Source organism: Streptomyces sp. NPDC088762 (assembly GCF_044750905.1).
Classification (GTDB): Bacteria; Actinomycetota; Actinomycetes; order Streptomycetales; family Streptomycetaceae; genus Streptomyces.
In genome coordinates, this window is sequence record NZ_JBIVKT010000007.1 from 63,317 (window position 1) to 87,020 (window position 23,704).

At 71.0% G+C, this 23,704-nt stretch carries 20 protein-coding genes, 1 tRNA gene and 2 pseudogenes; 16 read left to right on the plus strand and 7 right to left on the minus strand.

Annotated elements, in window-relative coordinates:
• Positions 1–63 precede the first annotated feature (63 nt).
• Both ACIP5M_RS18255 and ACIP5M_RS18260 read left to right on the plus strand, forming a co-directional pair.
• Positions 64–777: a TetR/AcrR family transcriptional regulator gene (locus ACIP5M_RS18255; RefSeq protein WP_401198140.1), complete on the plus strand. Its 714-nt coding sequence runs from the start codon at positions 64–66 to the stop codon at positions 775–777.
• Positions 778–787: 10 nt separating this feature from the next.
• Entirely contained in the window at positions 788–1,057 is a 270-nt protein-coding gene (locus ACIP5M_RS18260; protein ID WP_401198143.1) for a hypothetical protein, read from the plus strand.
• Between the two features lie 32 nt (positions 1,058–1,089).
• Here ACIP5M_RS18260 and ACIP5M_RS18265 read toward each other — a convergent pair whose 3' ends face one another.
• The gene (locus tag ACIP5M_RS18265; protein WP_401198145.1) at positions 1,090–1,728 is read right to left on the minus strand and encodes a hypothetical protein; all 639 of its coding nucleotides are present in this window, start codon (positions 1,726–1,728) and stop codon (positions 1,090–1,092) included.
• 188 nt (positions 1,729–1,916) lie between these two features.
• On the opposite strand from ACIP5M_RS18265, the gene ACIP5M_RS18270 reads away from it, so the two are divergent.
• Entirely contained in the window at positions 1,917–2,717 is an 801-nt protein-coding gene (locus ACIP5M_RS18270) for a nuclease-related domain-containing protein (protein WP_401198147.1), read from the plus strand.
• A 153-nt stretch (positions 2,718–2,870) separates the two neighbouring features.
• On the opposite strand, the gene ACIP5M_RS18275 is transcribed toward ACIP5M_RS18270, so the two are convergent.
• Positions 2,871–3,980 (minus strand): Ku protein, encoded by a 1,110-nt coding sequence (locus tag ACIP5M_RS18275; protein WP_401198149.1) that lies wholly within the window; start codon positions 3,978–3,980, stop codon positions 2,871–2,873.
• A gap of 31 nt (positions 3,981–4,011) precedes the next feature.
• On the opposite strand from ACIP5M_RS18275, the gene ligD reads away from it, so the two are divergent.
• The gene (gene ligD, locus ACIP5M_RS18280) at positions 4,012–4,917 is read left to right on the plus strand and encodes a non-homologous end-joining DNA ligase (RefSeq protein ID WP_401198152.1); all 906 of its coding nucleotides are present in this window, start codon (positions 4,012–4,014) and stop codon (positions 4,915–4,917) included.
• A complete protein-coding gene (locus ACIP5M_RS18285; RefSeq protein ID WP_401198527.1) occupies positions 4,917–5,822 on the plus strand; it encodes an ATP-dependent DNA ligase in 906 nt (301 codons plus the stop codon). Before ligD ends, ACIP5M_RS18285 begins: the two co-directional genes overlap by 1 nt.
• 114 nt (positions 5,823–5,936) lie before the next feature.
• Here ACIP5M_RS18285 and ACIP5M_RS18290 read toward each other — a convergent pair whose 3' ends face one another.
• Entirely contained in the window at positions 5,937–6,332 is a 396-nt protein-coding gene (locus ACIP5M_RS18290; protein ID WP_401198155.1) for a DUF6479 family protein, read from the minus strand.
• A 121-nt stretch (positions 6,333–6,453) separates the two neighbouring features.
• Here ACIP5M_RS18290 and ACIP5M_RS18295 point away from each other — a divergent pair, with 121 nt between their 5' ends.
• The gene (locus ACIP5M_RS18295; protein ID WP_401198157.1) at positions 6,454–6,789 is read left to right on the plus strand and encodes a plasmid stabilization protein; all 336 of its coding nucleotides are present in this window, start codon (positions 6,454–6,456) and stop codon (positions 6,787–6,789) included.
• A 13-nt stretch (positions 6,790–6,802) separates the two neighbouring features.
• On the opposite strand, the gene ACIP5M_RS18300 is transcribed toward ACIP5M_RS18295, so the two are convergent.
• The 3 genes from ACIP5M_RS18300 to ACIP5M_RS18310 form a co-directional block, all read right to left on the minus strand.
• The gene (locus tag ACIP5M_RS18300; RefSeq protein WP_401198159.1) at positions 6,803–7,318 is read right to left on the minus strand and encodes a hypothetical protein; all 516 of its coding nucleotides are present in this window, start codon (positions 7,316–7,318) and stop codon (positions 6,803–6,805) included.
• 20 nt (positions 7,319–7,338) lie between these two features.
• Entirely contained in the window at positions 7,339–8,505 is a 1,167-nt protein-coding gene (locus ACIP5M_RS18305) for a DUF6745 domain-containing protein (RefSeq protein ID WP_401198161.1), read from the minus strand.
• Positions 8,506–8,631: 126 nt separating this feature from the next.
• Positions 8,632–9,654: an XdhC family protein gene (locus ACIP5M_RS18310; protein WP_401198164.1), complete on the minus strand. Its 1,023-nt coding sequence runs from the start codon at positions 9,652–9,654 to the stop codon at positions 8,632–8,634.
• 310 nt (positions 9,655–9,964) lie between these two features.
• Between ACIP5M_RS18310 and ACIP5M_RS18315 the strand changes: the two are divergent.
• The 3 genes and pseudogenes from ACIP5M_RS18315 to ACIP5M_RS18325 all read left to right on the plus strand — a co-directional run.
• Positions 9,965–10,177, plus strand: a pseudogene (locus tag ACIP5M_RS18315) (site-specific integrase); the annotation flags it as partial.
• A gap of 1,084 nt (positions 10,178–11,261) precedes the next feature.
• Entirely contained in the window at positions 11,262–12,947 is a 1,686-nt protein-coding gene (locus ACIP5M_RS18320; protein WP_401198167.1) for a hypothetical protein, read from the plus strand.
• A gap of 139 nt (positions 12,948–13,086) precedes the next feature.
• A pseudogene (locus ACIP5M_RS18325) lies at positions 13,087–13,842 on the plus strand (tyrosine-type recombinase/integrase); the annotation flags it as partial.
• 166 nt (positions 13,843–14,008) lie between these two features.
• Here the strand turns inward: ACIP5M_RS18325 and ACIP5M_RS18330 are convergent.
• Positions 14,009–14,080: transfer RNA gene (locus ACIP5M_RS18330), tRNA-Arg, on the minus strand.
• Positions 14,081–14,180: 100 nt separating this feature from the next.
• Here ACIP5M_RS18330 and ACIP5M_RS18335 point away from each other — a divergent pair.
• The 7 genes from ACIP5M_RS18335 (at position 14,181) to rho (ending at position 23,555) form a co-directional block, all read left to right on the plus strand.
• On the plus strand, positions 14,181–14,660 hold the full coding sequence (locus ACIP5M_RS18335) for a response regulator (RefSeq protein ID WP_401198529.1): 480 nt from the start codon (positions 14,181–14,183) through the stop codon (positions 14,658–14,660).
• A gap of 183 nt (positions 14,661–14,843) precedes the next feature.
• Positions 14,844–15,842 carry an ArgS-related anticodon-binding protein NrtL gene (gene nrtL / locus ACIP5M_RS18340; RefSeq protein ID WP_401198170.1) on the plus strand — a complete coding sequence of 333 codons (999 nt, stop codon included), beginning with the start codon at positions 14,844–14,846 and terminating at the stop codon, positions 15,840–15,842.
• A gap of 19 nt (positions 15,843–15,861) precedes the next feature.
• A complete protein-coding gene (gene lysA / locus ACIP5M_RS18345) occupies positions 15,862–17,253 on the plus strand; it encodes a diaminopimelate decarboxylase (RefSeq protein ID WP_401198172.1) in 1,392 nt (463 codons plus the stop codon).
• Positions 17,254–17,412: 159 nt separating this feature from the next.
• Positions 17,413–18,702: a homoserine dehydrogenase gene (locus ACIP5M_RS18350; RefSeq protein ID WP_401198531.1), complete on the plus strand. Its 1,290-nt coding sequence runs from the start codon at positions 17,413–17,415 to the stop codon at positions 18,700–18,702.
• A 6-nt stretch (positions 18,703–18,708) separates the two neighbouring features.
• Positions 18,709–19,779, plus strand: a complete 1,071-nt coding sequence (gene thrC, locus ACIP5M_RS18355; protein ID WP_401198174.1) for a threonine synthase — start codon at positions 18,709–18,711, stop codon at positions 19,777–19,779.
• A gap of 309 nt (positions 19,780–20,088) precedes the next feature.
• Positions 20,089–21,015, plus strand: coding sequence for a homoserine kinase (thrB, locus tag ACIP5M_RS18360; RefSeq protein ID WP_401198176.1), 927 nt, complete (start codon positions 20,089–20,091; stop codon positions 21,013–21,015).
• 425 nt (positions 21,016–21,440) lie between these two features.
• Positions 21,441–23,555: a transcription termination factor Rho gene (gene rho, locus ACIP5M_RS18365; RefSeq protein ID WP_401198178.1), complete on the plus strand. Its 2,115-nt coding sequence runs from the start codon at positions 21,441–21,443 to the stop codon at positions 23,553–23,555.
• Positions 23,556–23,704 lie beyond the last annotated feature (149 nt).

Sequence of the window (23,704 nt, forward strand, 5' to 3'; positions counted from 1 at the left end):
GCGGACCCCGGGCTCGGCATGATCCGCCGGACACCCCCTAGGGGTGTCGTCTACGCTGCGGGCATGACCGTACGCGCCTACCGCAGACTGAGCGTCGAGGAGCGCCGAGCCCAACTCCTCGACGCCGCCCTCTCGCTGTTCGCGCACCGGGCGCCGGAGGAGGTCTCCCTCGACGACGTCGCCGAGGCCGCCGGGGTCTCGCGCCCGCTCGTCTACCGCTACTTCCCGGGCGGCAAGCAGCAGCTCTACGAGGCCGCCCTGCGCTCGGCGGCCGACCTCCTCGAACTGTGCTTCGCCGAACCGCAGCAGGGCCCCCTGACCCAGCGCCTGACCCGCGCCCTCGACCGCTACCTGGCCTTCGTCGACGAGCACGACGCCGGCTTCGCCGCCCTCCTCCAGGGCGGCAGCGTCGTCGAAACCTCCCGCACCACGGCCACGGTCGACGGCATCCGCCGGGCCGCGGCCGCACAGATCCTCGTCCACCTGGGCGTTCCCGAACCGGGCCCCCGGCTGCGCATGATGGTCCGTACGTGGATCACCGCGGTCGAGGCGGCGTCCCTCATCTGGATCGACGAGGGCAAGAACCCCGAGGTCGACTCCCTCCGGGACTGGCTGGTGGACCAGTTCGTCGCGCTGCTGACCGCCACCGCCGCCACGGACCCCGAGACCGCCGCGGCCGCCCGCGCCGCCCTCGCCCTCGAATCGGCGGACGGCCCGGTCGGGGTCCTGGCCCGGCGCGTGATGCCGGTGGTCTCCGAGGCGGCCCACCTGCTGTGACACTGGTGGGGTGAGAAGCCAACCCACCCCCTTCGAGGGCGGCCCGATGGACGGCCGGGTCCTCCCGATCCTCCTCGGCCCGACCGGCCACCCGCCGAAGTGGTACGAGATCCCGGTCCCGGCGCCCGACGGAGGAGCTCCCACGGTGCTGCTCTATGAGCGCGTCCCGTCGGGCTACACGAAGCGGCTCGGCCTCCAGAAGGGGTGGAAGTACCGCCACGTCCCGTCGGGCCTCAAAACGAAGCCCCGCTGGCCCTGGACGAAGCCGCCCCGCCCCTGACCGCCGTCAGCCGTCAGCCGTCAGCCGTCAGGTCAGCCGTCGGTACGGCCCCGGCGCAGCATCGCGAAGCCGAGCCCGGCAGCGCCGACGGCCGCGATGCCGCCGCCCGCGGCGAGCAGCAGGACGCCGTCGCCGGGCCGGTCGGCCAGGGTGTGCAGGCGCTGCACGTCGGCAGAGCCGTCGGTGACCGTGCCCGTCCGCTCACCGCTCGGCCCCTTCGGCGCCGAGGCGGGCACGACGTGGCCGCCGCTGCGGGTGCCCGTCTTGTGGCCGTCGCCCGCGACACCGTGGGCGGCTCCCGGCGCGGAGGTGTCCCCGACCCAGGTCGTCAGCCGCCCGTCGGAGTCGAGCACGGCGTGCAGCTCCCCGGCGGCGCCGACGGCTGGGGCGCCGTCACGGCTGGTCAGGGTGGTCGCCGTACGGCCGTCCGGGGTGAGGATGTCGGCCTGGTACGCGTCCTTCGCGACCCGGTAGACCTTCGCGGTGGAGACGCCGTCGGCGAGGGCGAGGCTCTTGACCAGAGTCCGCTGCGGGGCGGCGGCGGAGTGCGCCGACGAGGCCGCCGGCACCCCCTCGGCCAGAGCGGCGGCGGTGGGCAGCGCCAGCAGGCTTCCGGCGCATGCGGTCACGGCGGCGGCGCGAACGAGAGTGCGGCGGCTGACGGTGCTCACGGAAAGTCCTTCGGTGCGTTTCGTCCGGGCCCGGGCGGTCCGGGCGGGTCAAACCTATGCGCCTGCCGTTGCGGCAGAGCCCCGTTCATGTAACAGCGGTGTCGCAGGGTGCCGTCGGAGTCGTTACACACCCGGGGGATTGCCGTGGGGCGCCCGGGCTGCTCCCATGGACGGCGGGGGTGAGGGCCATGAGGGGACTCAGGGTGCTGCCGAGCGGCCGGCCCGGCCGTGGCCGGCTGTACGTGAACCTGCCCGACGGGCAGGCGGTGGCGTGGTACGACCGGCAGGCGAACCGGATCAGCGTCCTCGCGGACGATCACCGCGAGGCGATCCTGAGGGTGCTGCGCCCGTACCTGAGCGGCACGGTCGCCATCGGCCCGCCGCCCGTCCCCACGGCGGCCGAGCTGCTCGCCCTCGCCATGCCGCCGGACGCGGACCTCGCCCCGAACCGCCCGGGCGAGACCCTGCTGGGCGAACTGGAACACGGCCCCGCGGGCACCCGCGCCCGGCACCGGCTCCGCCAGGACCTGGCAGCCCAGCAGCGGATGGGAGACGCCTTCGACGCCCTGGAGGCGGACGGCTGGCGGGTCCTGCACTGCGTCCCGCTCCCGGGGACGGGCCGCATCGACCACCTGCTGATCGGCCCCCCGGGAGTCTTCTGCGTCCGTACGGTCCCGGGCCGCCGCCAGCGCGCCGTGGTCGGCGACCTCCAACTCACCGTCGGCCGCGCCGCACCCCGCCCGGACCCGCGCTGGACCCGCCGCGCGGCGGCCCGCGCCACCTCGGCCCTGACCACACCCGTCACCCCGGCCCTGGCCCTGGTCGAACCCTCCCGCCTGGACGTCGCCCCCACGGTCCGCGACATCCGCATCCTCCAGCCCCTGACAGCCGCCCGCGACCTGACGACGACCCCGACCACCCTCAAACCCCCGGACGTGGAAGCCCTGTTCACGACGGCCCGCGACGCACGCACCTGGCTCCGACAGTAGGGATGCCCGCCGGGCACGCTCAAGCCCCGCGGGGCAAACTCAGGGCCGGGCGAACTCCAGCCCCGCCGGCGTTTGAGGCGCGGGGTCTGGGGCGGAGCCCCAGGAGACGGCGCCGCAGGCTCCCGCGCGCCCCAGCCCAAAACGCGCACCCCGTCAGGCGGAGGCCCGCTTCCGTGCCGGAGCAGCAGCCTTCTTCGCCGCCGCCGAAGCCGACTTCTTCGCGGCCCCCGCCGAAGTGGACTTCTTCGCCGTCGACTTGGTCGACTTCGCGCCCGCCGCAGCAGTCTTCTTGGCCGCGGCCGACCCCGTCTTCTTCGCAGCGGCCGCCGAAGCCGACTTCTTCGTGGCCGCCGCCGTCGACTTCTTCCCGCCCACCGTCTTGGGGACGGCCCCCGCACCGGCACCGCTCTTGCGGCGCCGCATCGGCGTCACCGCAGCCGTCTCCTCCTCCTGCTCGGAGCCGGCCACGTCGGCCCCCGCCTCCCCCCGCGACGCCTTCGCCGCCCGCACGCTCTTCTCCAGCGCCGCCATCAGGTCGATCACCTGCCCCCCACCCGGTTCCACCTCGGCCTCCGTCGGCTCGAACGCCCCACCCGCCTTCGCCGCGATCATCGCCTCCACCGCATCCCGGTAGTCGTCGTGCAGCGAGGCCATCTCCACCTCCCCCAAGGTGGCCATCAGCGCATCGGCCAGGTCGAGTTCGGCGTCCCGTACGGACACCGACCCCTCCGGCGCCACCCCCTCCGGCGCCCGGATCTCGTCCGGCCACAACAGCCCGTGCATCGCGATCACGTCGTCGACCACCCGCAGCATGCCCAGCCGCTCCCGCCCGCGCAGGGCGTACTTCGCGATCGCCACCTTCCGGCTCCGCTTCAGCGCCTCCCGCAGCAACGTGTACGGCTTCGCCGCCGTCGCCCCGTTCGACGCCAGGTAGTACGCCGCGTCCATCTGCAGCGGATCGATCTCCTCCGCCGGCACGAACGAGACGATCTCGATCGTCTTCGCGGTCGCGATCGGCAGCTGCGCCAGGTCCTCGTCCGTGATCGGGATGATCGACCCGTCGGCCTCCTCGTACCCCTTGCCGATCTCGGCGGCCGACAACTCCTCGCCGTCCATCTCGCACACCTTGCGGTAGCGGACCCGCCCGCCGTCGGCGAGGTGGATCTGGCGGAAAGAGATCGAGTGGCTCTCGGTGGCGTTCACGAGCTTGATCGGAATGCTGACCAAGCCGAACGAGATCGCCCCGTTCCAAATGGATCGCACGGTTCCTCCCGATTCGTGGCAGTCTCATCGTATGACGCCGATCACATTGGTGGAGGGCCGTCGCATCGCGCTCAGCAATCTCGACAAGGTCCTGTACCCGGAGACCGGCTTCACCAAGGGCGAGGTGCTCCACTACTACGCCACCGTCGCGGAGCCGTTCCTCGCCCACATCCACAACCGGCCGTTGTCCTTCCTGCGCTACCCCGACGGCCCGGACGGCCAGCTCTTCTTCACCAAGAATCCGCCGCCCGGCACACCCGCATGGGTGAAGACCGCCCCCGTGCCCCGCTCCGAGGACCCCTCCGCCGAGCAGGTGGTCGTCGCGGACATGCCCTCCCTCATGTGGGCCGCCAACCTCGTCGTGGAGTTCCACACCCACCAGTGGCCCGCCGGCAGCCCGGCCGTCGCCGACCGGATGGTCCTCGACCTCGACCCCGGCCCGCCCGCCACCATCGTCGAGTGCTGCGCCGCCGCGCTCTGGCTGCGTGACCGGCTCGCCGCGGACGGCCTGCGCGCCTACGCGAAGACCTCCGGCTCCAAGGGCTTGCACCTGGCCGTGGCGCTCGAGCCCGTCCCCTCCCGGCAGGTGTCGGCGTACGCGAAACAGCTCGCCCAGGAGGCCGAGCGCGAGCTCCCCGACCTGGTCGTGCACCGCATGGCCAAGGCCCTGCGCCCCGGCAAGGTCTTCGTGGACCACAGCCAGAACGCCGCCGCCAAGACCACCGCCGCCCCCTACACCCTGCGCGCGCGGGCCCGGCCGACCGTGTCCGCGCCGGTGTCCTGGGAGGAGGTCGAGGCCTGCCGCCACCCCGACGACCTGGTCTTCCTCGCCGACGACATCGGGCCGCGGCTGGCCCGCGACGGAGACCTCTTCGGCCCGCTGACCGACCTCGACGGGGCCGGGAGGCTGCCCGGACTGCGCGGGGCCCGGCCGTGATCCGCGTCGCACTGGCCGCCGCCGTACGGACCCTGCCGCGGGGGGCCGGACTGGCGTACGAGCCGAAGTTCGACGGCCACCGGATGGTCGTGGTGCGCTCGGAGACCGACGTGGTGCTCCAGGCCCGCTCCGGCCGGATCGTCACCAGCGCCTTCCCCGATCTGGCGACGGCCGCACTGCACTTGCCGGCGGGGACGGTCCTCGACGGGGAGGTGGTGGTCTGGCACGAGGGCCGTACGGACTTCGCCCTCGTACAGCGGCGGGCGGCCGCCACGGCCGCGCGGGCCGCCGTGCTGGCGCAGAGCCTGCCGGCCTCGTACGCCGCCTTCGACGTACTGGAACTGGCCGGGCTCGACGTGCGCGGGCGCCCGTACGAACGCCGCCGGGCGCTCCTCGTGGACCTGCTGCTGCCGCTGGGGCCGCCCCTCCAGCCGGTGCCGATGACGACGGACCCGGAGCTGGCCGCCACCTGGTACGAGACCCTGCCCGCCAGCGGCATCGAGGGGCTCGTCGTCAAGCGGCTGGACCAGGCCTACCCGGCCGGGCGGCGCGGCTGGCAGAAGCTGCGGCACACGGACGTGCGCGACGCGGCGGTGGTCGGCTACACCGGCACCGCGCGCCGGCCGCTGGCCCTGGTCCTCGTCCTGCCGGTCGGGGACGAGACGCCGCTGGTGTCGAGCCCGCTGACGGCGGCGCTGCGCACGGAGGTGGCGCAGATCGCGGCCTCCCGGGCGGCGGCCGGCCAGGAGGCCGCGGCCACGGTTCCGGCCACCGCCACGGCCACCGCGATCGGCCTCGGGGAGGTCGCCTACCGGCCCCTGGACCCGCCGCTCACGGCGGAGGTCCGGCACACCTCGGCCCGCCATCCACCGCCGGAAGTGCTCCGGCTGCGCACGGACCTGTGAAGGGGCCGGCCGCTGAACGTGTCTGTGGCCCGCGCGGGAGGCGCGGGCCACAGAAGACCGGTGTCAAGCTTTCGCGGTGTGGTGCGGCGCGGTGCGGTACGGCGCGGCGCGGTGTCAGGCGTGCGCACCCCGCCCCGCGTCCGGAGGAGCCCCGGGCTGCGGGTGCGGACCCGGCCCCTCCACGGGCTTGTAGCCCGCCTCCCGCTCCGCCCGGACCTCGTCCGGGTGGCTGGAGGTGGTGGAGCCGAAGTTTCCGTAGCCCTGCATCTCGTGCGGCCGCAGGCCGCTCTCGGGGATCTCCACCGGGTCCCGCTCCTCGCGGACCTCGTGGACCGCCCCACCGTTCGGCAGGTGCGGCTGGCTCTCGGGGTCGGGGGGCGGGGGCTCCTTGGCCCGGACCCGCTGGCCCAGCTTGAAGCCGCCGAGCAGGATGCCGACGACGGCGAATCCGACGACCACGAACCACACGATGTCAGTGAGGATGGGGTCCACGCTCAGGATCATGTCCATACACACCATTTTCCCGCACTACGGTGCGATATGCGCATTTCAGGCCGGATACGTTGCACCAACCGGGGTACGCGCCCAGAGGCACAGGCACCGGGTACCCGAACGGTCAAGGAGGCCGGCCATGACGCCCCGCGGATCTTCCCCGAAGCGTGAACGCCAATACGAGCACATCAAGGAGAGCGCCGAGCAGCGCGGCGAGTCCGAGGAGCGGGCCAAGGAGATCGCCGCCCGGACGGTCAACAAGGAACGTGCCCGGGCGGGCGAGTCCAAGACCGCGAGCAAGGAGTCCCTGGAGGACATGTCCTCGTCCCGGCGCGGCGGCCTGCACTCCCACTCCGGCGCGCAGGGCCCCACGTACGACCAGCTCTACGCGGAGGCCCGCCGCCGCAACATCCACGGCCGCTCGGACATGAACAAGGCCCAGCTCGAACGAGCCCTGGGCAAGGACGGCGGCTAGGGGGTGTCCGGACTCAGTCGCAGACGAACTGATTGCCCGCGCCCCGGAACATCCGGGACCGCAGCGCCCCCGGCGCCGCCCCCAGCGCCCGCTCGCGCTGGCGCCGCACCACGTAGCGCCCGGGGGCGATGCCGGTGGCCCCGTGCTCGGGGTGGATGAGGTACGCGACCTCGGTCGCCTCCAGCACCCCGAGCGCCAGCTCCGTCGGATCCTGCACCTCCGGCGTCCACCGGCACCGCCCGGGATCGGCGACCAACGTGTGCGGGTTCCCGCCCGCGGTGCTGCGCAGCAGCTCGATCCCGCCCGGCGGCACCGTCTGCCACAGCACCCCGGGGGACCAGCGCGAGCCGAGGCTCACGTGCCGCAGCATCCCCATCGGCACCACCAGCAGGTCGCCCTGCGCCTGCATCCCGTCGACCACCGGCACCGCCACCTCGCGCGCGAGGTGCTCCAGCACATCGAGCCCGGTCCGCTCGGTCAGCTCCCCGAGCGTCACCGCCACACGCCCCACCACTCCCACGGTCGCCATCCTGTTCTTGTCCTCCCCGTTCATGTCCTGCGCACGAGCTGCGCGTACTGGTCGCCGCTCACCCCGTACGACCAGCCGGCCGCGTCGAGCGGATCGTCGATGTGGGCCGGGACCCCGAGCCCGTAGCGGCGGCGCCGCCCGTCCGGCTCGACCGAGCCGTTCACCGTGAGCAGCAGCCGCCCGGGCCGCCCCCACACCCCCGCCGGTACGTCGTAGAGGGCCAGCCGAAACCCCGGATTGCCGGGATCATCGGCCGTTGCGACGAGTTTCAGCCCGGCCTGGTCGACGTAGGAATCCCAGCCGATGCGCTCGATGGCGCTGCGCCGGACCTCGATGTTGGGCTCGGCGTGGATGCGCTCGACGGTCGGCGCGGTGACCACCCACTCCGGCACCACCGCCCCGTGCAGGACGTGCACCGCGGTGCCGTCCGCGAAGCGCACGGCCGGCCCGTTCTCACCGTGCAGCCGGATCTCCCCGTGCACCGCGCCGGGAGCCGGCTCCGTACGGACCTCCACGGGCCGTTCGGCCAGGACGCACCGCCCCGGCGCCGACCACCACCACCCGGTACTCCGCGCGAGCCGCGCCCACAGTCGCAGTTCGGCGGCGTCCGAGGAGGAGTAGCGGGCGAGGCCGACGCGCGCGCAGATGTCGTAGTAGCCGACCCAGTGCGCGGCGTGCTGCCCGTAGAAGGTCATCAGTCCGGGAGGCGGGCTTCCCGCGGAACTCCGCACGGAGGCCCTCACCGCATCGGAGACCGAGGCCTTGAGCGCATCCCCCACGGCCACCCGTACCAGCCGGTGCGCGGAGACTCCGGAGGCCAGGCCCTGCTCGACCGGCACGCCGGGCGGCAGTGTCCCGACGGATGACCAGGGCGGAGCCCACGGCTCACCCACCGCCTCGCCCAGCCGCTCGCGCAGACCCGACTCCAGGCCGGCGAGGCGCGCCGCGAGGGGCTGCGCCCGCCGTCCGTGGGCGGGCGTGCGGACGGGGGCCCGGAAGCCGGCTTCTTCCCGTACCCGCTCCATGCCGGCGGCGGGCGACTCCACCCATTCGAACCGCCGGGGCGAAGCCTCCCCGAGCAGCCGGTGGATCTCCCGGACCGCGTCCTCGGCATCCGCCCGTTCGGCCGGCCGGGCCCTCAGCCCGTACGCCAGCCACTCGTCCCGCAGCGCGCACGCCTCGCGCACGCGCTCCTGTGCGAACTCCCGGGCGCTCACAGGCGCCCGGCGGAGCCCGCCTTTCCATCTATGAAGGTCATAGGGGGAAGAGTGCCGGAAGCCGCACCCCGGCCCCAACCCCTTTTTCCGCGGGACCTACCCCTTCAGCGGCCCGTCCGAGTCGCGCAGGGCCCGGGCCTCGCGGCCGCCGAGCACGCCCAGGATCTCGGCGCAGATGGCCAGCGCCGTTTCCGCCGGGGTCCGTGCGCCGAGATCGAGGCCGATCGGTCCGTGCACCAGGGCCAGTTGGGCCTCGCTCACCCCGGCGGCGACCAGCCCCTCACGGCGGCGTGCCGTGGTGCGCCGCGACCCGAGCGCTCCCACGTACGGGATCCCGAGCTCCAGTGCGCCCCGCAGCGCCGGTACGTCAAACTCCGGATCGTGGCTGAGCACCACCAGGCAGGCCCCGTGGCGCTGCTCGGTGAGCACCTTCAGCGCGTCCGCCGCCGACTGCACGGTCCGCGCGCCCCAGCCGAGCAGGGCGGCCTGCCGCTCGATGACCTCCGCGAGCTCGCCGCCCCCGCCGATCACCACGTACGGCGCCGACGGATACGCCTCCACGAGCACCAGGCCGGACTCCCCGTACAGCGCGTCCCGCCCGGGCCGCCGGGTCGCCAGCAACTCCGCGGCCCGCCGCCCGGCCTCGCCCGACCCCGCTTCGCCCGACCCGGCCTCGCCGGCCTCGCCCGATCCGGCTTCGCCGGCCCGTACGACCTCACTCACGGCCTGATCGGCGCCCTCGTTCAGCCGGGTCACGAGCGCCACCCCGGCCCCCTCCCCGAGCAACCGCCACCACTCGTCGGGAACCGCCGCCAGCGGCTGCACCAGCACCTCGGCCTGCCCGCCACAGGTCAACCGCGCCTCCGCGGCCTCGCCCGCCCCGACCGACACCCGGCACACCCGCGCGGTGTCCCCGGCGGCCATGGCCCCCGCCTCGGCGACGAGCTGCGCGTCGAAGACCCCGTTGTACAGCGCCCCGGCACACTCACCCCGCGCATCGACGAGCACGGCCGCGGCGGGATCCCGCGGCCCGAACCCCTGCTCGAACACGGGCCGCGCCAGAAAGGCCACCCGCCCCTCGGCCACCCACCGCCGCGCCGTCTCCACCAGCTCACGCATCCGCGCCGCCCATCCTCAACGTCAGAGCCCGCCACGAAGCACCAGGTCAACGGCACAAGGTGGCCACCCCCCGAACCTATGCAGCCCCCCGACCGGAACCCACCCCCCAAACCCACAGACCCCGCCCCACCTCCCTCGTACAGACCACCGGAACCCGGAAAGCATGCGGGGCGACGCCTCCCGCTACACGAAGCACCATCTCCGGGCCCGGGGCCGCCGCCCGGTGACCGGGGGCTGTCCACGCGGGCGCGTGCCGTCTTCAGCGCCGCCGAAGACGGCAGGCTGTTTCCAGCGAGGCTGGAGGAGTGGTCCGCCGGCCGCCGCTGCGTTACCGCTCGCGAGTCGGCCCCACGACCTCCGGCACTCGGCGCTCTCTGCCTGGCTCCATGCCGGAGTCGATCCGACCGAGGTAGCCGAGCGCGCCGGCAACAGCGTGGAGCTGCTGCTGAGTCGGTCCGCGAAGCACCTCGACGGCCGCCAGGCCAACCGTCGGATCGAAGATCTGCTGCGCGAGTACGAGTGATGGCGAGTGAGGGGCGATAGCCTGCGAGGCCCCTGGACCCGTCCTGGGGCCTCGGTGTTCCCCGGGCTGAGCTGGGCGATGAACCAAGAACCTGGCCACGAAGAGTCCGCAGCCGCTGCACGCGGCGGCATTTGGCTGCGCATACGCGAAGACCCTGTCTCAGCTAAAGCGATGATGGCGGGGTCTTTGGGCACTTCCTGCGAAGTGCCCCCGGCAGGATTCGAACCTGCGCACACGGCTCCGGAGGCCCCGTGCATCCGAAGAATCTGCGCGGGTCAGCGGCCTACGAACTGCTGGCACCCCTCGCCGGTCCACGAATAGGCCGCATCTCGCGAAGGCGCCGCTGAACCAGGCAGTGATGTGGGCGCAGAGGCTGCGCTGTTGATACGCGCCGGGCACGTCGGCTCCTACCGCCGCCCAGAATCCCTTGGCGCGGAGGTGCCCACCCAGGGTGTGCCACTACAGGCCTGGGTACTCGATCCGCAGCGCCGCGAGGCCAGCGGAGGGCCAGACCGCATCGCTGGTACTCCGGCAGCGTGTAAGGCTGCTCGACCCATCCAAGCTGACAGTCCTGGCAGACCTGGTAATCGACGCTGAACGCGGCCTCGCCATCCAGATTGGCTGCACGTTCACGCCAGCTGTGACGTTCCCCAGAGACGGTGACCCGCCAATGCGTGTCTCCGGCTCGCCGGCCCCATCCACGCCGCCGCCCGAACCGCCCGCGGCTCACGCGCTGCAGCACGTCCCGCCAATGCTTCCGCTCAGACGCCCGCCCTACCTCGTGAGCCCGGCCGGCCAACTCCTGTGCTGCCTTCTGGTCGATGGTCATGACCACATCACCCCCACCCGGGCCTCGGGCGGGCATGCCCGTCATCCCGGGCGCTACAACCCGGCTAGAAACACCCCATCTTGTCGGAAATTCTCTGCGGGCGCACCGATTCTGGTATTACCATCGAACCTGAAGTCCTCGATTCCGTTCGGGGCCTAGGGCTGGCGCTGGAAGCCAGGGGGGAAGAATTCGTTGAATCCAGATGGTTCCATTCGGATTAGATGGTGGCTTCCCGACGGCTTGAGTAAAGAGGTCTTGAAGTCCCTCAAGTCGACTCTAAAGAAATTTGAGGGCGTCGACCTAAAGTGCGCAGGCTGCGAAAGCGACATCGAGATCCATCATGATGTCCTTCTCGCAGTGCAATTGGTTAAACAAGATGACGGATTGGGGATATTCCTCACGCACCCAACATGCGCCGCCCCGCGTGTGAGATTCGACCCGGCCGACGTACCCTTCGCACAAGGTGCAAATACGGGTCAGATTCACCACCTGACCGGATTAAGACCCTCCGGCGAACCAGTAATGCTGATTGATATTGCCGCGTTCGTGCACAGCGTCCCCCCACGCCACAGGCGCGCCGAATCGGCCACTAAGCTGTACGCAGAAGCGCATGGATTCGAACTCGCAAAAAACTCCACTCCGTCGCATCTTCTGATTTCTCATCGTCAGGATGCGAGAGTGACGGTAATCGGCGATCGGGCATTCATCTCTCGCAGCGGGCTCGGAATTGTTGACGAGGTGGATTTGTCGTCAGCTAACTCGCACTGGAAAGAGGCAGTTGCCAGAACTGGCATTGTTGAATTCATTGCAGGAGTCGGCTTGCTGAGGTTCGACCCTCCGGATTTTGGAGAAAAATACTCGGCGCTCGCACACGGGCGAGTTCGCGCCACAACACTTGACGAGGCCAGTGCAATCGCACCGCTTGCGAACCCGGACGAAGCGGTCTACAAGGTGCTGCAGATCGCCCCGGGAATGGACCCAACGGTCTTCATGCTCGACTCAGACGTGATCGTCAGTATCGAGCGTTGGTTCTACGGCGCAGGTAGACCACATAACTCAACGAGGCGGAGACAGCTAGAAGGGTTGTTGACGCTCCGCACCCTAATCGGACCGATGTATGTCGACTTCACTCTTGGGGTCGCAGAGAATTGCTGGGGGCGGTTTACCGCTCCGGTGGACCACCACAGGGCAAGGAAGATAATCCGGGCGGTCAATACCGTGCTTAGCCTGGATTCAGAAGCGCTCATGGACCTTATGAACCACGACGGAGTGCCAGCGCAGGCGGTTCGAGCCACGGACGCCTTCTCCGTCGGCATGCCCGAGAAAGAGTCCCAACTTCAGACTCTGTCATACGTGCTCGCGCTAAATCTTCAGCTGCTGTATCGACAGTCCCGTGGAGCTAATATGCAGCGCAAGCTAAAGCTTCTGTCTGAATATGTACACACATTGGACAGAGATCTCGGCTTTGTGGGCATGTATGAATTTCAAATTGCCTGCGACTTTCTATTCTCCGGCGGCAACGCGAGCGGGTACGTGGAACTGCTCCTGAAGCCAGGGAACGAGAAACGAGTTCTGGAGAATAGTTGGGGCGCCGCATGGGATATCACGCATATGAGGCGAGCCGATCTAGCACTCCAAGGGATCCATTGGGACATTCCTGAAGTCGCCGCACTGGTCTCGGGAGATCGAGCCCTTCGGATGCTGCGAGACAGGCTGACTGTGAAGCAGCCGGTAGTGGTAGATGGGGTTTCAACCCTTCAGATGAAATTGACGCCCCCAAATTTCAAGAGCGATGTTGACGGTGCAAGGTTCGGAGAGATAGTCGACCACGTTCACGATATCGTTAACCGTAATTTGCAGGTCACGCGAGAACAGAATCTAGAAAAGGCAAAGGGCGTAATTCCTAGGCTGGAGTCTCGATTGTTTGCAGCGCCCAGCTGATCCCTCCGGTGACACAGGGGGCCCATGAACACGCGGGGTCCCCTACTCCCATCCCGTCTGCCGTCGACCCACACACCGTGGAGCAGGCGCGGTGCCGGGCGTCCAGGTGGAGCGCGCCACTGTACGAACGACCTGGACGCCCGACCTTGGGGGATTCCGAGAGCACCCGCTCACCTCAGTGCGCTGGCAGAAACCAAAGGTCTCGAATGAGGTGGATCCCCGGGTGTTGGCCAACCCGGAGCGGGCTCGGTCGCTGCTGCACGCAGTCTCGTGCGTCGGTGGTTACCGCCGCGCTCGGGGTCGGCGGCTGGTGGGACTCTTCGCCGGGATGTACTTCGGGGGCTTCCGGCCGGCGGAGGTCGTGGGGCTCGCTGCGGGAGATCTGACGCTGCCCGATTCCGGGTGGGGAACTGCCTTGCTTCATCGGACCCGGCCGAGTGTCGGGAAGCGGTGGACTGATTCAGGGGCGAGCCATGATGACCGCGGGCTGAAGAACCGACCCACGGAAGACGTGCGGCGGGTGCCGATTCCCCCGCAGCTCGTGACGATCCTCCGCGAGCACGTGGACACCTTCGGGACCGCCGACGACGGGCGGCTGTTTTTCAGTGAGGGCGGGGGAGTGGTGTCCTCGTCCACGTACTACCGGGCCTGGCAGGAGGCGCGCGTCCTGGCCTTGCCGCCGACCGCGGCTGCCTCGCCGCTCGCCCAGCGGCCCTATGACCTTCGGCACTCGGCACTCTCGACGTGGCTCAATGCCGGGGTCGACCCGACTGAGGTCGCCGAGCGCGCCGGCAACAGTGTGGAGGTGCTGCTGAGTCGGTACGCGAAGCACCTCGACGGCCGTCAGGAGGTGGCCAACCGTCGGATCGAAGATCTGCTGCGCGAGTACGAGTGATCGTAAGTGAGTGGCGATACGCTGCGAGGCCCCTGGACGCCTGTCCACGAATAGTCCACAGGCGCTGACATACGGGTGCACAGGGCGGCAGTTGGTTGCACATACGCGAAGACCCCGTCTCCAGCATTCGCGCTGGTGGCGGGGTCTTTGGGCACTTCATCAGAAGTGCCCCCGGCAGGATTCGAACCTGCGCACACGGCTCCGGAGGCCGTTGCTCTATCCCCTGAGCTACGGGGGCGTGTCGTTCGCGGTGCGGCGACGGGTTGAACACTACCAGCTTCCGTGGGGTGATCAGGAACCCCTTTTGCGGGGAGGCGGGGGTGCGTCGCTCGGACGGGGTGGAAGTGGCAAAAACCCGGACGCGGGGGCTCGGGTCGACCTACTCTCGAGTTGTGCCAGGCGCCTCAGGCCGGGTGCTTGTTGTCGACGACAACAAGGTCATCCGGCAGCTGATCAAGGTCAATCTCGAGCTGGAGGGCTTCGAGGTCGTGACCGCGAACGATGGTGCCGAGTGTCTGGACGTCGTGCATCACGTCTGTCCCGATGTGATCACCCTTGATGTGGTCATGCCCCGGCTGAACGGGTTCGGGGCCGCCACCCAGTTGCGGGCCGATCCGCGGACCCGGGACGTGCCCGTCGCGATCGTGAGTGCCTGTACGCAGCACGAGGTGGACACCGGGATCGCGGCCGGGGTGGACGCCTTCGTCGCCAAGCCCTTCGAGCCCGCCGAGCTGGTACGGGTCGTACGGCGGCTGGTCGAGGGGAAGGACCGGCGCGACGGGAGGAAGGGAGCCCCCGCCGGGAGGGGCCGGGGCTGAGCCCCCGGTTTCCTGGGTGAGCCCCTTTGGATGGGCCCCTGGTCGGGTCCCCTTGGACGGGCCCCCGGCCGGTCCTCTTGCGGCGGGGCCCCCGGCCCCCCGGGCCCGGGCTCCTGGACGTAGCCATTTCACATGGCGAAACTCTTCGCGGGGTAGGTGGGCGTCTGTCCTAGGCTGGGTCTTGTGAACCCCGCCGATCTTCCCCGTACCGTCGTGCGCGCCGTGCGCTGCGCCGTCGAGGACGGGGAGCTGGGCGCCGGCGTGGCCGTCCCCGAGCGGGTCGTCGTGGAACGGACCCGGCCCGGTGGGGTGGGGGAGTACGCCACTCCCGTTGCCTTTCAGGTCGCCAAGAGGGCCGGACGTGCGCCCCGCGACGTGGCCTCGGTACTGGCACGCCGGCTGGGCGAGGAGCCCGGGATCGAGCGTGTCGAGGTCACTGGCGCCGGTTTTTTGAATTTCGCCTTGGAGGCCCCCTCCGCCCGCCGCCTCATCAGCGATGCGCTCGTGTGGGACGTGGTCATCCGGGACGTGCGGGGAGGGGCCGCGTTCCTGCCCCCCGGCGCCACCGACCCCCGCCTCGGCGCGCGTGAGCGCGTCGTACGGGAGACCGTGCTGCGGCTCGTGCGCAGTCAGGGCGGCAGTGAGGGCGGCAGTGAGGGCGACGTGCCGCCCGAGGGGCTTTTCGTCGCGCCCCTCGCCCGCAAGGACGGGGACGTCTTCGCGCGCTACGGGAACGACGCCGCCCGCTGGGGGATGCTCGCCGTGCCCGCCCGGGAGACGCCCGTCTTCACCGACGCGCTGCTGCTCCAGGGCGAGGGGAGCGAGTTCTTCCGGGTGCGGTACGCCCACGCGCGCAGCCGGGCACTGCTCAGGAACGCCGAGCAGCTGGGGTTCCGGCCCGCCGTCGGGGACGTGCACGACGCCCCGGAGCTGCTGCGCCTGCTCGCCGACCACCCCCTCGTGTGCGAGGCCGCCGCGCACCATCGCGCGCCCGAGCGGCTCACCAGGCACCTCGTCGAGCTGGCGGACGCGCTCCTCGACTTCCAGTACCGCGTACTGCCCCAGGGGGACGAGAAACCCTCGGCCGCCCACCGCGCCCGGCTGGCTCTTGCCGAAGCCGCCGGGACGGTGCTCGCCGGCGGCCTGGCCCTTCTCGGCATAGACGCACCTGAACGCCTGTGACCTGCGAAAAGAGATACCGATGAGCCGCTCCGCGCACCCCGCCGGGCCCCGCCACGCCGACGTCCTGCCCGAGGGGCACTACTCCCCGCCGCCCGCCGACCTGAACGCCCTCGACGAGAAGGTCTGGGCGCGGACCGTGCAGCGCAGCGCCGACGGCGTCGTCGCCGTCGGCGGGATCGAAGTGACCAGGCTCGCCGAGGAGTTCGGGACCCCCGCCTTCTTCCTCGACGAAGAGGACTTCCGCGCCCGGTGCCGGGCCTGGGCGCACGCCTTCGGAAAGGACGCCGACGTCTTCTACGCGGGGAAGGCGTTCCTCTCCAAGGCCGTCGTGAAGTGGCTCAAGGAGGAAGGGCTGAACCTCGACGTGTGCTCCGGCGGGGAGCTGGCCACCGCCCTCGCCGCCGAGATGCCCGCCTCGCGCATCGCCTTCCACGGCAACAACAAGTCCGAGGGCGAGATCCGGCGCGCCATCGAGGCCGGCGTCGGGCGGATCGTGCTCGACTCCTTCCAGGAGATCGCCCGCGTCGCGCACATCGCCCGTGAGCTGGGCGTACGCCAGCCCGTCCAGATCCGCGTGACCGTCGGGGTCGAGGCGCACACGCACGAGTTCATCGCCACCGCCCACGAGGACCAGAAGTTCGGCATCGCCGTGGCCGACGGCTCCGCCGCCGAGGCCGTACGCCGCGCGCTCGGCCACGACAGCCTCGAGCTGCTCGGCGTCCACTCCCACATCGGCTCGCAGATCTTCGACATGGCCGGCTTCGAGGTCTCCGCCAAGCGGGTCGTGCAGCTGCTGGCCGCCGTGCGCGACGAGCACGGGGTCGAGCTTCCCGAGATCGACCTCGGAGGCGGCCTCGGCATCGCCTACACCTCCGACGACGACCCGCGCGAGCCCCACGAGATCGCCAAGGCGCTCACCGAGATCGTCGCGCGCGAGTGCGAGGGCGCGGGCCTGCGCGCGCCCCGCATCTCCGTCGAGCCCGGCCGCGCCATCGTCGGGCCCACCGCCTTCACCCTCTACGAGGTCGGGACGATCAAGCCGCTGGAGGGCCTGCGGACGTACGTCTCCGTCGACGGCGGGATGTCCGACAACATCCGGACCGCCCTCTACGACGCCGAGTACTCCGTCACGCTCGTCTCCCGCACCTCCGACGCCGAGCCGATGCTCTCCCGCGTCGTCGGCAAGCACTGCGAGAGCGGCGACATCGTCGTCAAGGACGCGTTCCTGCCGGCCGACCTCGCCCCCGGCGACCTCCTCGCCGTGCCCGCCACCGGCGCGTACTGCCGCTCCATGGCCAGCAACTACAACCACGCGCTGCGCCCGCCCGTCGTCGCCGTGCGCGACGGACAGGCCCGTGTGATCGTCCGGCGCGAGACGGAGGAAGATCTCCTGCGTCTCGACCTCGGATGATCCGCATGTTTCTGGGAGAAGCCCCCGGACCTCCAAAATAGGTGTCTCACTCAATGGACCGAGGGTGGAAACTGCTGTCCATTGAGTGAGACTGGTTCTCACCCCTCGCGCAAACCGCGCGCGGGGTACTGAAGGAAGACGAAAGGCGTAGGTCGAATGATGCGTACGCGTCCGCTGAAGGTGGCGCTGCTGGGCTGTGGAGTGGTCGGCTCAGAGGTGGCGCGCATCATGACGACGCACGCCGACGACCTCGCCCAGAGGATCGGCGCGCCCGTGGAGCTCGCCGGAGTGGCCGTACGGCGCCCCTCCAAGGTGCGCGAGGGCATCGACCCCGCGCTCGTCACCACCGATGCGACCGCCCTCCTCAAACGCGGCGACATCGACGTGGCCATCGAGGTCATCGGCGGCATCGAGCCGGCCCGCACGCTCATCACCACCGCCTTCGAGAACGGCATCTCCGTCGTCTCCGCGAACAAGGCCCTCCTCGCCCAGGACGGCGCCGCGCTGCACGCCGCCGCCGAGAAGCACGGGCGGGACCTGTACTACGAGGCCGCCGTCGCCGGCGCCATCCCGCTGGTCCGCCCTATGCGCGAGTCCCTCGCGGGCGACAAGATCAACCGCGTCATGGGCATCGTCAACGGCACGACGAACTTCATCCTCGACAAGATGGACTCCACCGGCGCCGGCTACCAGGAGGCGCTCGACGAGGCCACCGCCCTCGGCTACGCCGAAGCCGACCCCACTGCCGACGTCGAGGGCTACGACGCCGCCGCCAAGGCCGCGATCCTGGCCGGCATCGCCTTCCACACCCGGGTCCGCCTCGACGACGTCTACCGCGAGGGCATGACCGAGGTCAGCGCGTCCGACTTCGCCTCCGCCAAGCGGATGGGCTGCACCATCAAGCTCCTGGCGATCCTGGAGCGCGCCGCCGACGGCGAGTCCGTCACCGCCCGCGTGCACCCCGCCATGATTCCGCTGAGCCACCCGCTCGCCTCCGTCCGCGAGGCGTACAACGCGGTCTTCGTCGAGGCGGAGGCCGCCGGGCGGCTCATGTTCTACGGGCCCGGCGCGGGCGGTTCGCCGACCGCGTCCGCGGTCCTCGGCGACCTCGTCGCCGTCTGCCGCAACAAGCTCGCCGAGGCAACGGGGCCGGGCGAGTCGGCGTACACCCAGCTGCCGGTCAGTGCCATGGGCGAGGTCGTCACCCGCTACCACATCAGCCTCGATGTGGCCGACAAGCCGGGCGTCCTCGCCCAGGTGGCGACGGTCTTCGCGGAGCACGGCGTGTCCATCGACACCGTCACCCAGCAGGGCAAGGACGGCGAGGCCTCCCTCGTCGTCGTCACTCACCGCGCGCCCGACGCCGCCCTCTCCGGGACCGTCGACGCGCTGCGGAAGCTGGACACCGTGCGCGGTGTCGCCAGCATCATGCGTGTTGAAGGGGAGTAAGGACCCATGAGCAGCAATCGCACCCACCAGTGGCGCGGCATCATCGAGGAGTACCGGGACCGCCTGCCGGTGACGGATTCGACTCCCGTGGTCACACTCCGCGAGGGCGGTACGCCCCTCGTCCCCGCGCAGGTGCTCTCCGAACGCACCGGCTGCGAGGTGCACCTCAAGGTCGAGGGGGCCAACCCCACCGGGTCCTTCAAGGACCGCGGCATGACCATGGCCATCACCCGGGCCAAGGAGGAGGGCGCGAAGGCCGTCATCTGCGCCTCCACCGGCAACACCTCGGCCTCCGCCGCCGCGTACGCGGTGCGCGCCGGGATGGTCTCCGCGGTGCTCGTGCCCCGCGGGAAGATCGCGCTCGGCAAGATGGGCCAGGCCCTGGTGCACGGAGCCAAGATCCTGCAGGTCGACGGCAACTTCGACGACTGCCTGAACCTGGCCCGCGCCCTGTCCGACAACTACCCGGTGGCGCTGGTCAATTCGGTCAACCCGGTCCGCATCGAGGGTCAGAAGACGGCCGCGTTCGAGATCGTCGACGCGCTCGGTGACGCCCCCGACATCCACGTGCTGCCCGTCGGCAACGCCGGCAACATCACCGCGTACTGGCGGGGCTTCAAGGAGTACAAGGCCGATGGCCTGGCCTCCCGTACGCCCCGCGTGTGGGGTTTCCAGGCCTCCGGTTCCGCCCCGATCGTGCGCGGCGAGGTCGTCAAGGAGCCGCACACCATCGCCACCGCGATCCGCATCGGCAACCCGGCCTCCTGGGACTACGCGCTGGCCGCGCGCGACGAATCGGGCGGCTTCATCGACGAGGTGACGGACCGCCAGATCCTGGCCGCCTACCGGCTGTTGGCCGCCCAGGAGGGCGTCTTCGTCGAGCCCGCCTCGGCCGCCTCCGTGGCCGGTCTGCTCAAGGCCGCCGAGCAGGGCCTGGTCGACCCCGGCCAGAAGATCGTGTGCACCGTCACCGGCAACGGCCTGAAGGACCCCGACTGGGCGATCGCCGGCGCTCCGCAGCCGGTCACCGTTCCGGTGGACGCCGAAGCCGCCGCCGTCCGCCTCGGCCTGGTCTGACGCACACCCGCACCGCCCGAGAGCCGGGTTCCGCAGGCCGCAAGATCCTCCGGAACCCGGCAACTCACCCCGTACGAAGACAAAAGTGCGGCCGAAGGCCGCGGCACCCGCGACACGCATCGTGCGCCTCCTGTGCGCCCTATGTCGCGAGAGAACCTTCCTTCGATACGCTGTACTTACATCCGCCTCCGCGCATATGACCGCGGTGCTGCCCCAAGGGCCTTCGGGTGTCGTACGTTCTCCAGTACATTCGCAGCGAGCCAGCGAAGAGCGAAGATCTCGCACAGTAACAAGGAGTGTCATCGGACGATGGCCGGTCCAGCGTTCCGCGCCGCCGCCGTACGGGTGCGCGTCCCCGCCAGCAGTGCCAACCTCGGCCCGGGCTTCGATGCCTTCGGCCTGGCCCTGGGGCTCTACGACGACGTCGTCGTCCGGGTGGCCGACTCCGGCCTGAACATCGACATCGCGGGCGAGGGCGCCGACACCCTCCCGCGGGACGAGAGCCACCTGCTCGTACGTTCCATGCGCACTGCCTTCGACCTGCTGGGCGGTCAGCCGCGCGGCCTCGAGGTCGTCTGCGCCAACCGCATCCCGCACGGCCGCGGCCTCGGCTCCTCCTCCGCCGCCATCTGCGCCGGCATCGTCGCCGCCCGCGCCGTGACCATAGGCGGAGAGGCCAAACTCGACGACACGGCCCTCCTCGAGCTCGCCACCGAGATCGAGGGACACCCCGACAACGTCGCCGCCTGTCTGCTCGGCGGCTTCACCCTGGCGTGGATGGACGGCGGCAGCGCCAAGGCGATCCGGATGGAGCCCGCCGATTCCATCGTTCCGGTGGTCTTCGTCCCCTCCAAGCCGGTCCTGACGGAGACCGCGCGCGGCCTGCTGCCGCGCAGCGTCCCGCACGTGGACGCGGCCGTCAACGCGGGCCGCGCGGGCCTGCTCGTGGAAGCCCTGACCAGGCGTCCCGAGTTCCTGCTGCCGGCCACCGAAGACCGGCTCCACCAGGAGTACCGGTCCCCGGCGATGCCCGAGAGCGTGGCACTCGTCAACCGGCTGCGGGCGGACGGCATCCCCGCGGTCATCTCCGGCGCGGGCCCCACGGTCCTGGCGCTGGTCGACAACGGCGCGGCCGACAAGGTCGCGCAGCTCGCGGGCGAGGGGTGGGCGGCCAACCGGCTCGCACTTGACGCCGCGGGCGCGAGCGTACTTCCGCTGGGCACCCAGGGCGGCTGAGCCAGGGCCGGTCCGGGGCGGGCGGCCAGGGCAGGCCGCCCGCGCGGAAGAGCGCGATTGCCGGTGATCGAGAGGGGGAATGTCTGTTGGATCCGGTAGTGTTAACCTCAAGTGCGTATCCGAAGCCGCCATGGCTCGGTGCTCAGTGTCCCCATCGGGGACCACATTTCTTCCGGGAGCCTCCCCGACTGCTTTGATCACTTCCAGCAGTTTCGAGCACGCTCCGGAATCGGCGTGACATTCCCACGCTTTCAGCTCGGGGGCTTCTCGCCGGAACCACCCATGCACGTTTCTCTCCGCCGTATCTCTATCGGCGGACCACCGCCCCGGCACAGTCCAACCCCTCAGGTCACGGACTGTTGTCGGACAGCACAACCGGTCGCCGAGCCAGACAGGCCGACGTCCGCTCCAGGGAAGGACCCTTCGTGAGCGACACCACCGATCTGATGGGCGCTGCCGACACCACTGTCGACGCCAGTGCTCCCGCCGCGGGCGCCGCCGCTGCCACTGCCGGACGGCGGCGCCGCACCGGCACCGGCCTCGACGGCATGGTCCTGGCCGAGCTGCAGCAGGTCGCGTCGGGCCTCGGGATCAGGGGCACCGCGCGGATGCGCAAGAGCCAGCTGATCGAGGTCATCAAGGAGGCGCAGGCGGGTGGCGCGAGCGCCCCCAAGGCCGCGGCCTCCACCGCGGGCGCCGCCACCGCCGAGGCCAAGCCCAAGCGCCGCGCCACCAGCAAGGCCCGTACGGGCGAGGCCGCCGCCGAGGCGCCCGCCGAGAAGCCCGCCGCCGCTCCGGCGCAGATCGAGATCCCGGGTCAGCCGGCCTCCGACGACGCCCCGGTCGGTGAGCGCCGCCGCCGTCGGGCCACCGCCCCCACCGGCAGCCCGGAGGCCTCGGCCCCCGCCGCCGCCGTACAGGTCGAGCAGAAGACCGAGACCGTCACCGTCGCCCCGCAGGCCGACGCCAAGGCGGAAGCGGCCACCGCCGTCTCCGCCCCGGCGCAGGACGGCGAGGGCCGCGGCCGGCGCGACCGCCGTGACCGCGGTGACCGTGCCGAGCGCGGCGACGGCCGGCGCGACCGCCGTGACCGCGGCGCCAAGGCCGACGACCAGGGCCAGGGCGGTCAGGGTCAGGGCCAGGCCGGCCAGGGTCAGGGCCAGGGCGGCCAGGGCCAGGGCGGCGGCGGTCGTCAGGACCGTCAGGACCGTCAGCAGCAGGGCGGCCGTCAGGACCGCCAGCAGGGCCAGCAGGGTCGCCAGGACCGGCAGGACAGCGGCCCGCAGGACGACTTCGACGACGAGGGCGGCCGCCGTGGCCGTCGCGGCCGCTACCGCGACCGCCGTGGCCGTCGCGGCCGCGACGAGTTCGCCCCGGGCGAGCCGCAGGTCGCCGACGACGACGTCCTGATCCCCGTCGCGGGCATCCTGGACATCCTCGACAACTACGCGTTCATCCGGACCTCGGGCTACCTGCCCGGCCCCAACGACGTGTACGTCTCGCTCGCCCAGGTCCGCAAGGCGGGTCTGCGCAAGGGCGACCACACCACCGGTGCCGTGCGCCAGCCCAAGGACGGCGAGCGCCGCGAGAAGTTCAACGCCCTCGTGCGGCTGGACTCGGTGAACGGCATGGCGCCCGAATCCGGCCGCGGCCGCCCGGAGTTCCAGAAGCTGACCCCGCTCTACCCGCAGGACCGGCTCCGTCTGGAGACCGACCCGGGCGTGCTGACCACCCGGATCATCGACCTCGTGTCGCCGATCGGCAAGGGCCAGCGAGGCCTGATCGTGGCCCCGCCGAAGACCGGCAAGACCATGATCATGCAGGCGATCGCCAACGCGATCACCACGAACAACCCCGAGTGCCACCTGATGGTCGTCCTGGTCGACGAGCGTCCGGAAGAGGTCACCGACATGCAGCGGTCGGTCAAGGGCGAGGTCATCTCCTCGACCTTCGACCGCCCGGCCGAGGACCACACCACCGTCGCCGAGCTGGCCATCGAGCGCGCCAAGCGCCTCGTCGAGCTGGGTCACGACGTGGTCGTCCTGCTGGACTCCATCACCCGTCTGGGCCGCGCGTACAACCTCGCGGCGCCCGCCTCCGGCCGCATCCTGTCCGGTGGTGTCGACTCGACCGCGCTGTACCCGCCGAAGCGCTTCTTCGGTGCCGCGCGCAACATCGAGGACGGCGGCTCGCTGACCATCCTGGCCACCGCGCTGGTCGACACCGGCTCGCGCATGGACGAGGTGATCTTCGAGGAGTTCAAGGGCACCGGCAACATGGAGCTCAAGCTCGACCGGAAGCTCGCCGACAAGCGCATCTTCCCGGCCGTCGACGTCGACCCGTCGGGCACCCGCAAGGAGGAGATCCTCCTCAACGCGGAGGAGCTCGCCATCGTCTGGAAGCTGCGCCGGGTGCTGCACGCGCTCGACTCGCAGCAGGCGATCGAGCTGCTTCTCGACAAGATGAAGCAGACGAAGTCGAACGCCGAGTTCCTGATGCAGATCGCGAAGACGACCCCGTCGGGCAAGAACGACGACTGACGGTAGTCCCGCGCCCCACCACAGCCGCCCCCGCCGCACCCGCGGCGGGGGCGGCTGTGCTTTTGGGCACAGGACGGCTCCGGACGACCCCTGGCCCGCCGCACGGCGTCCCCGGACGAAACCCCAGGTGGGGGAGGCCTCGCACAGCG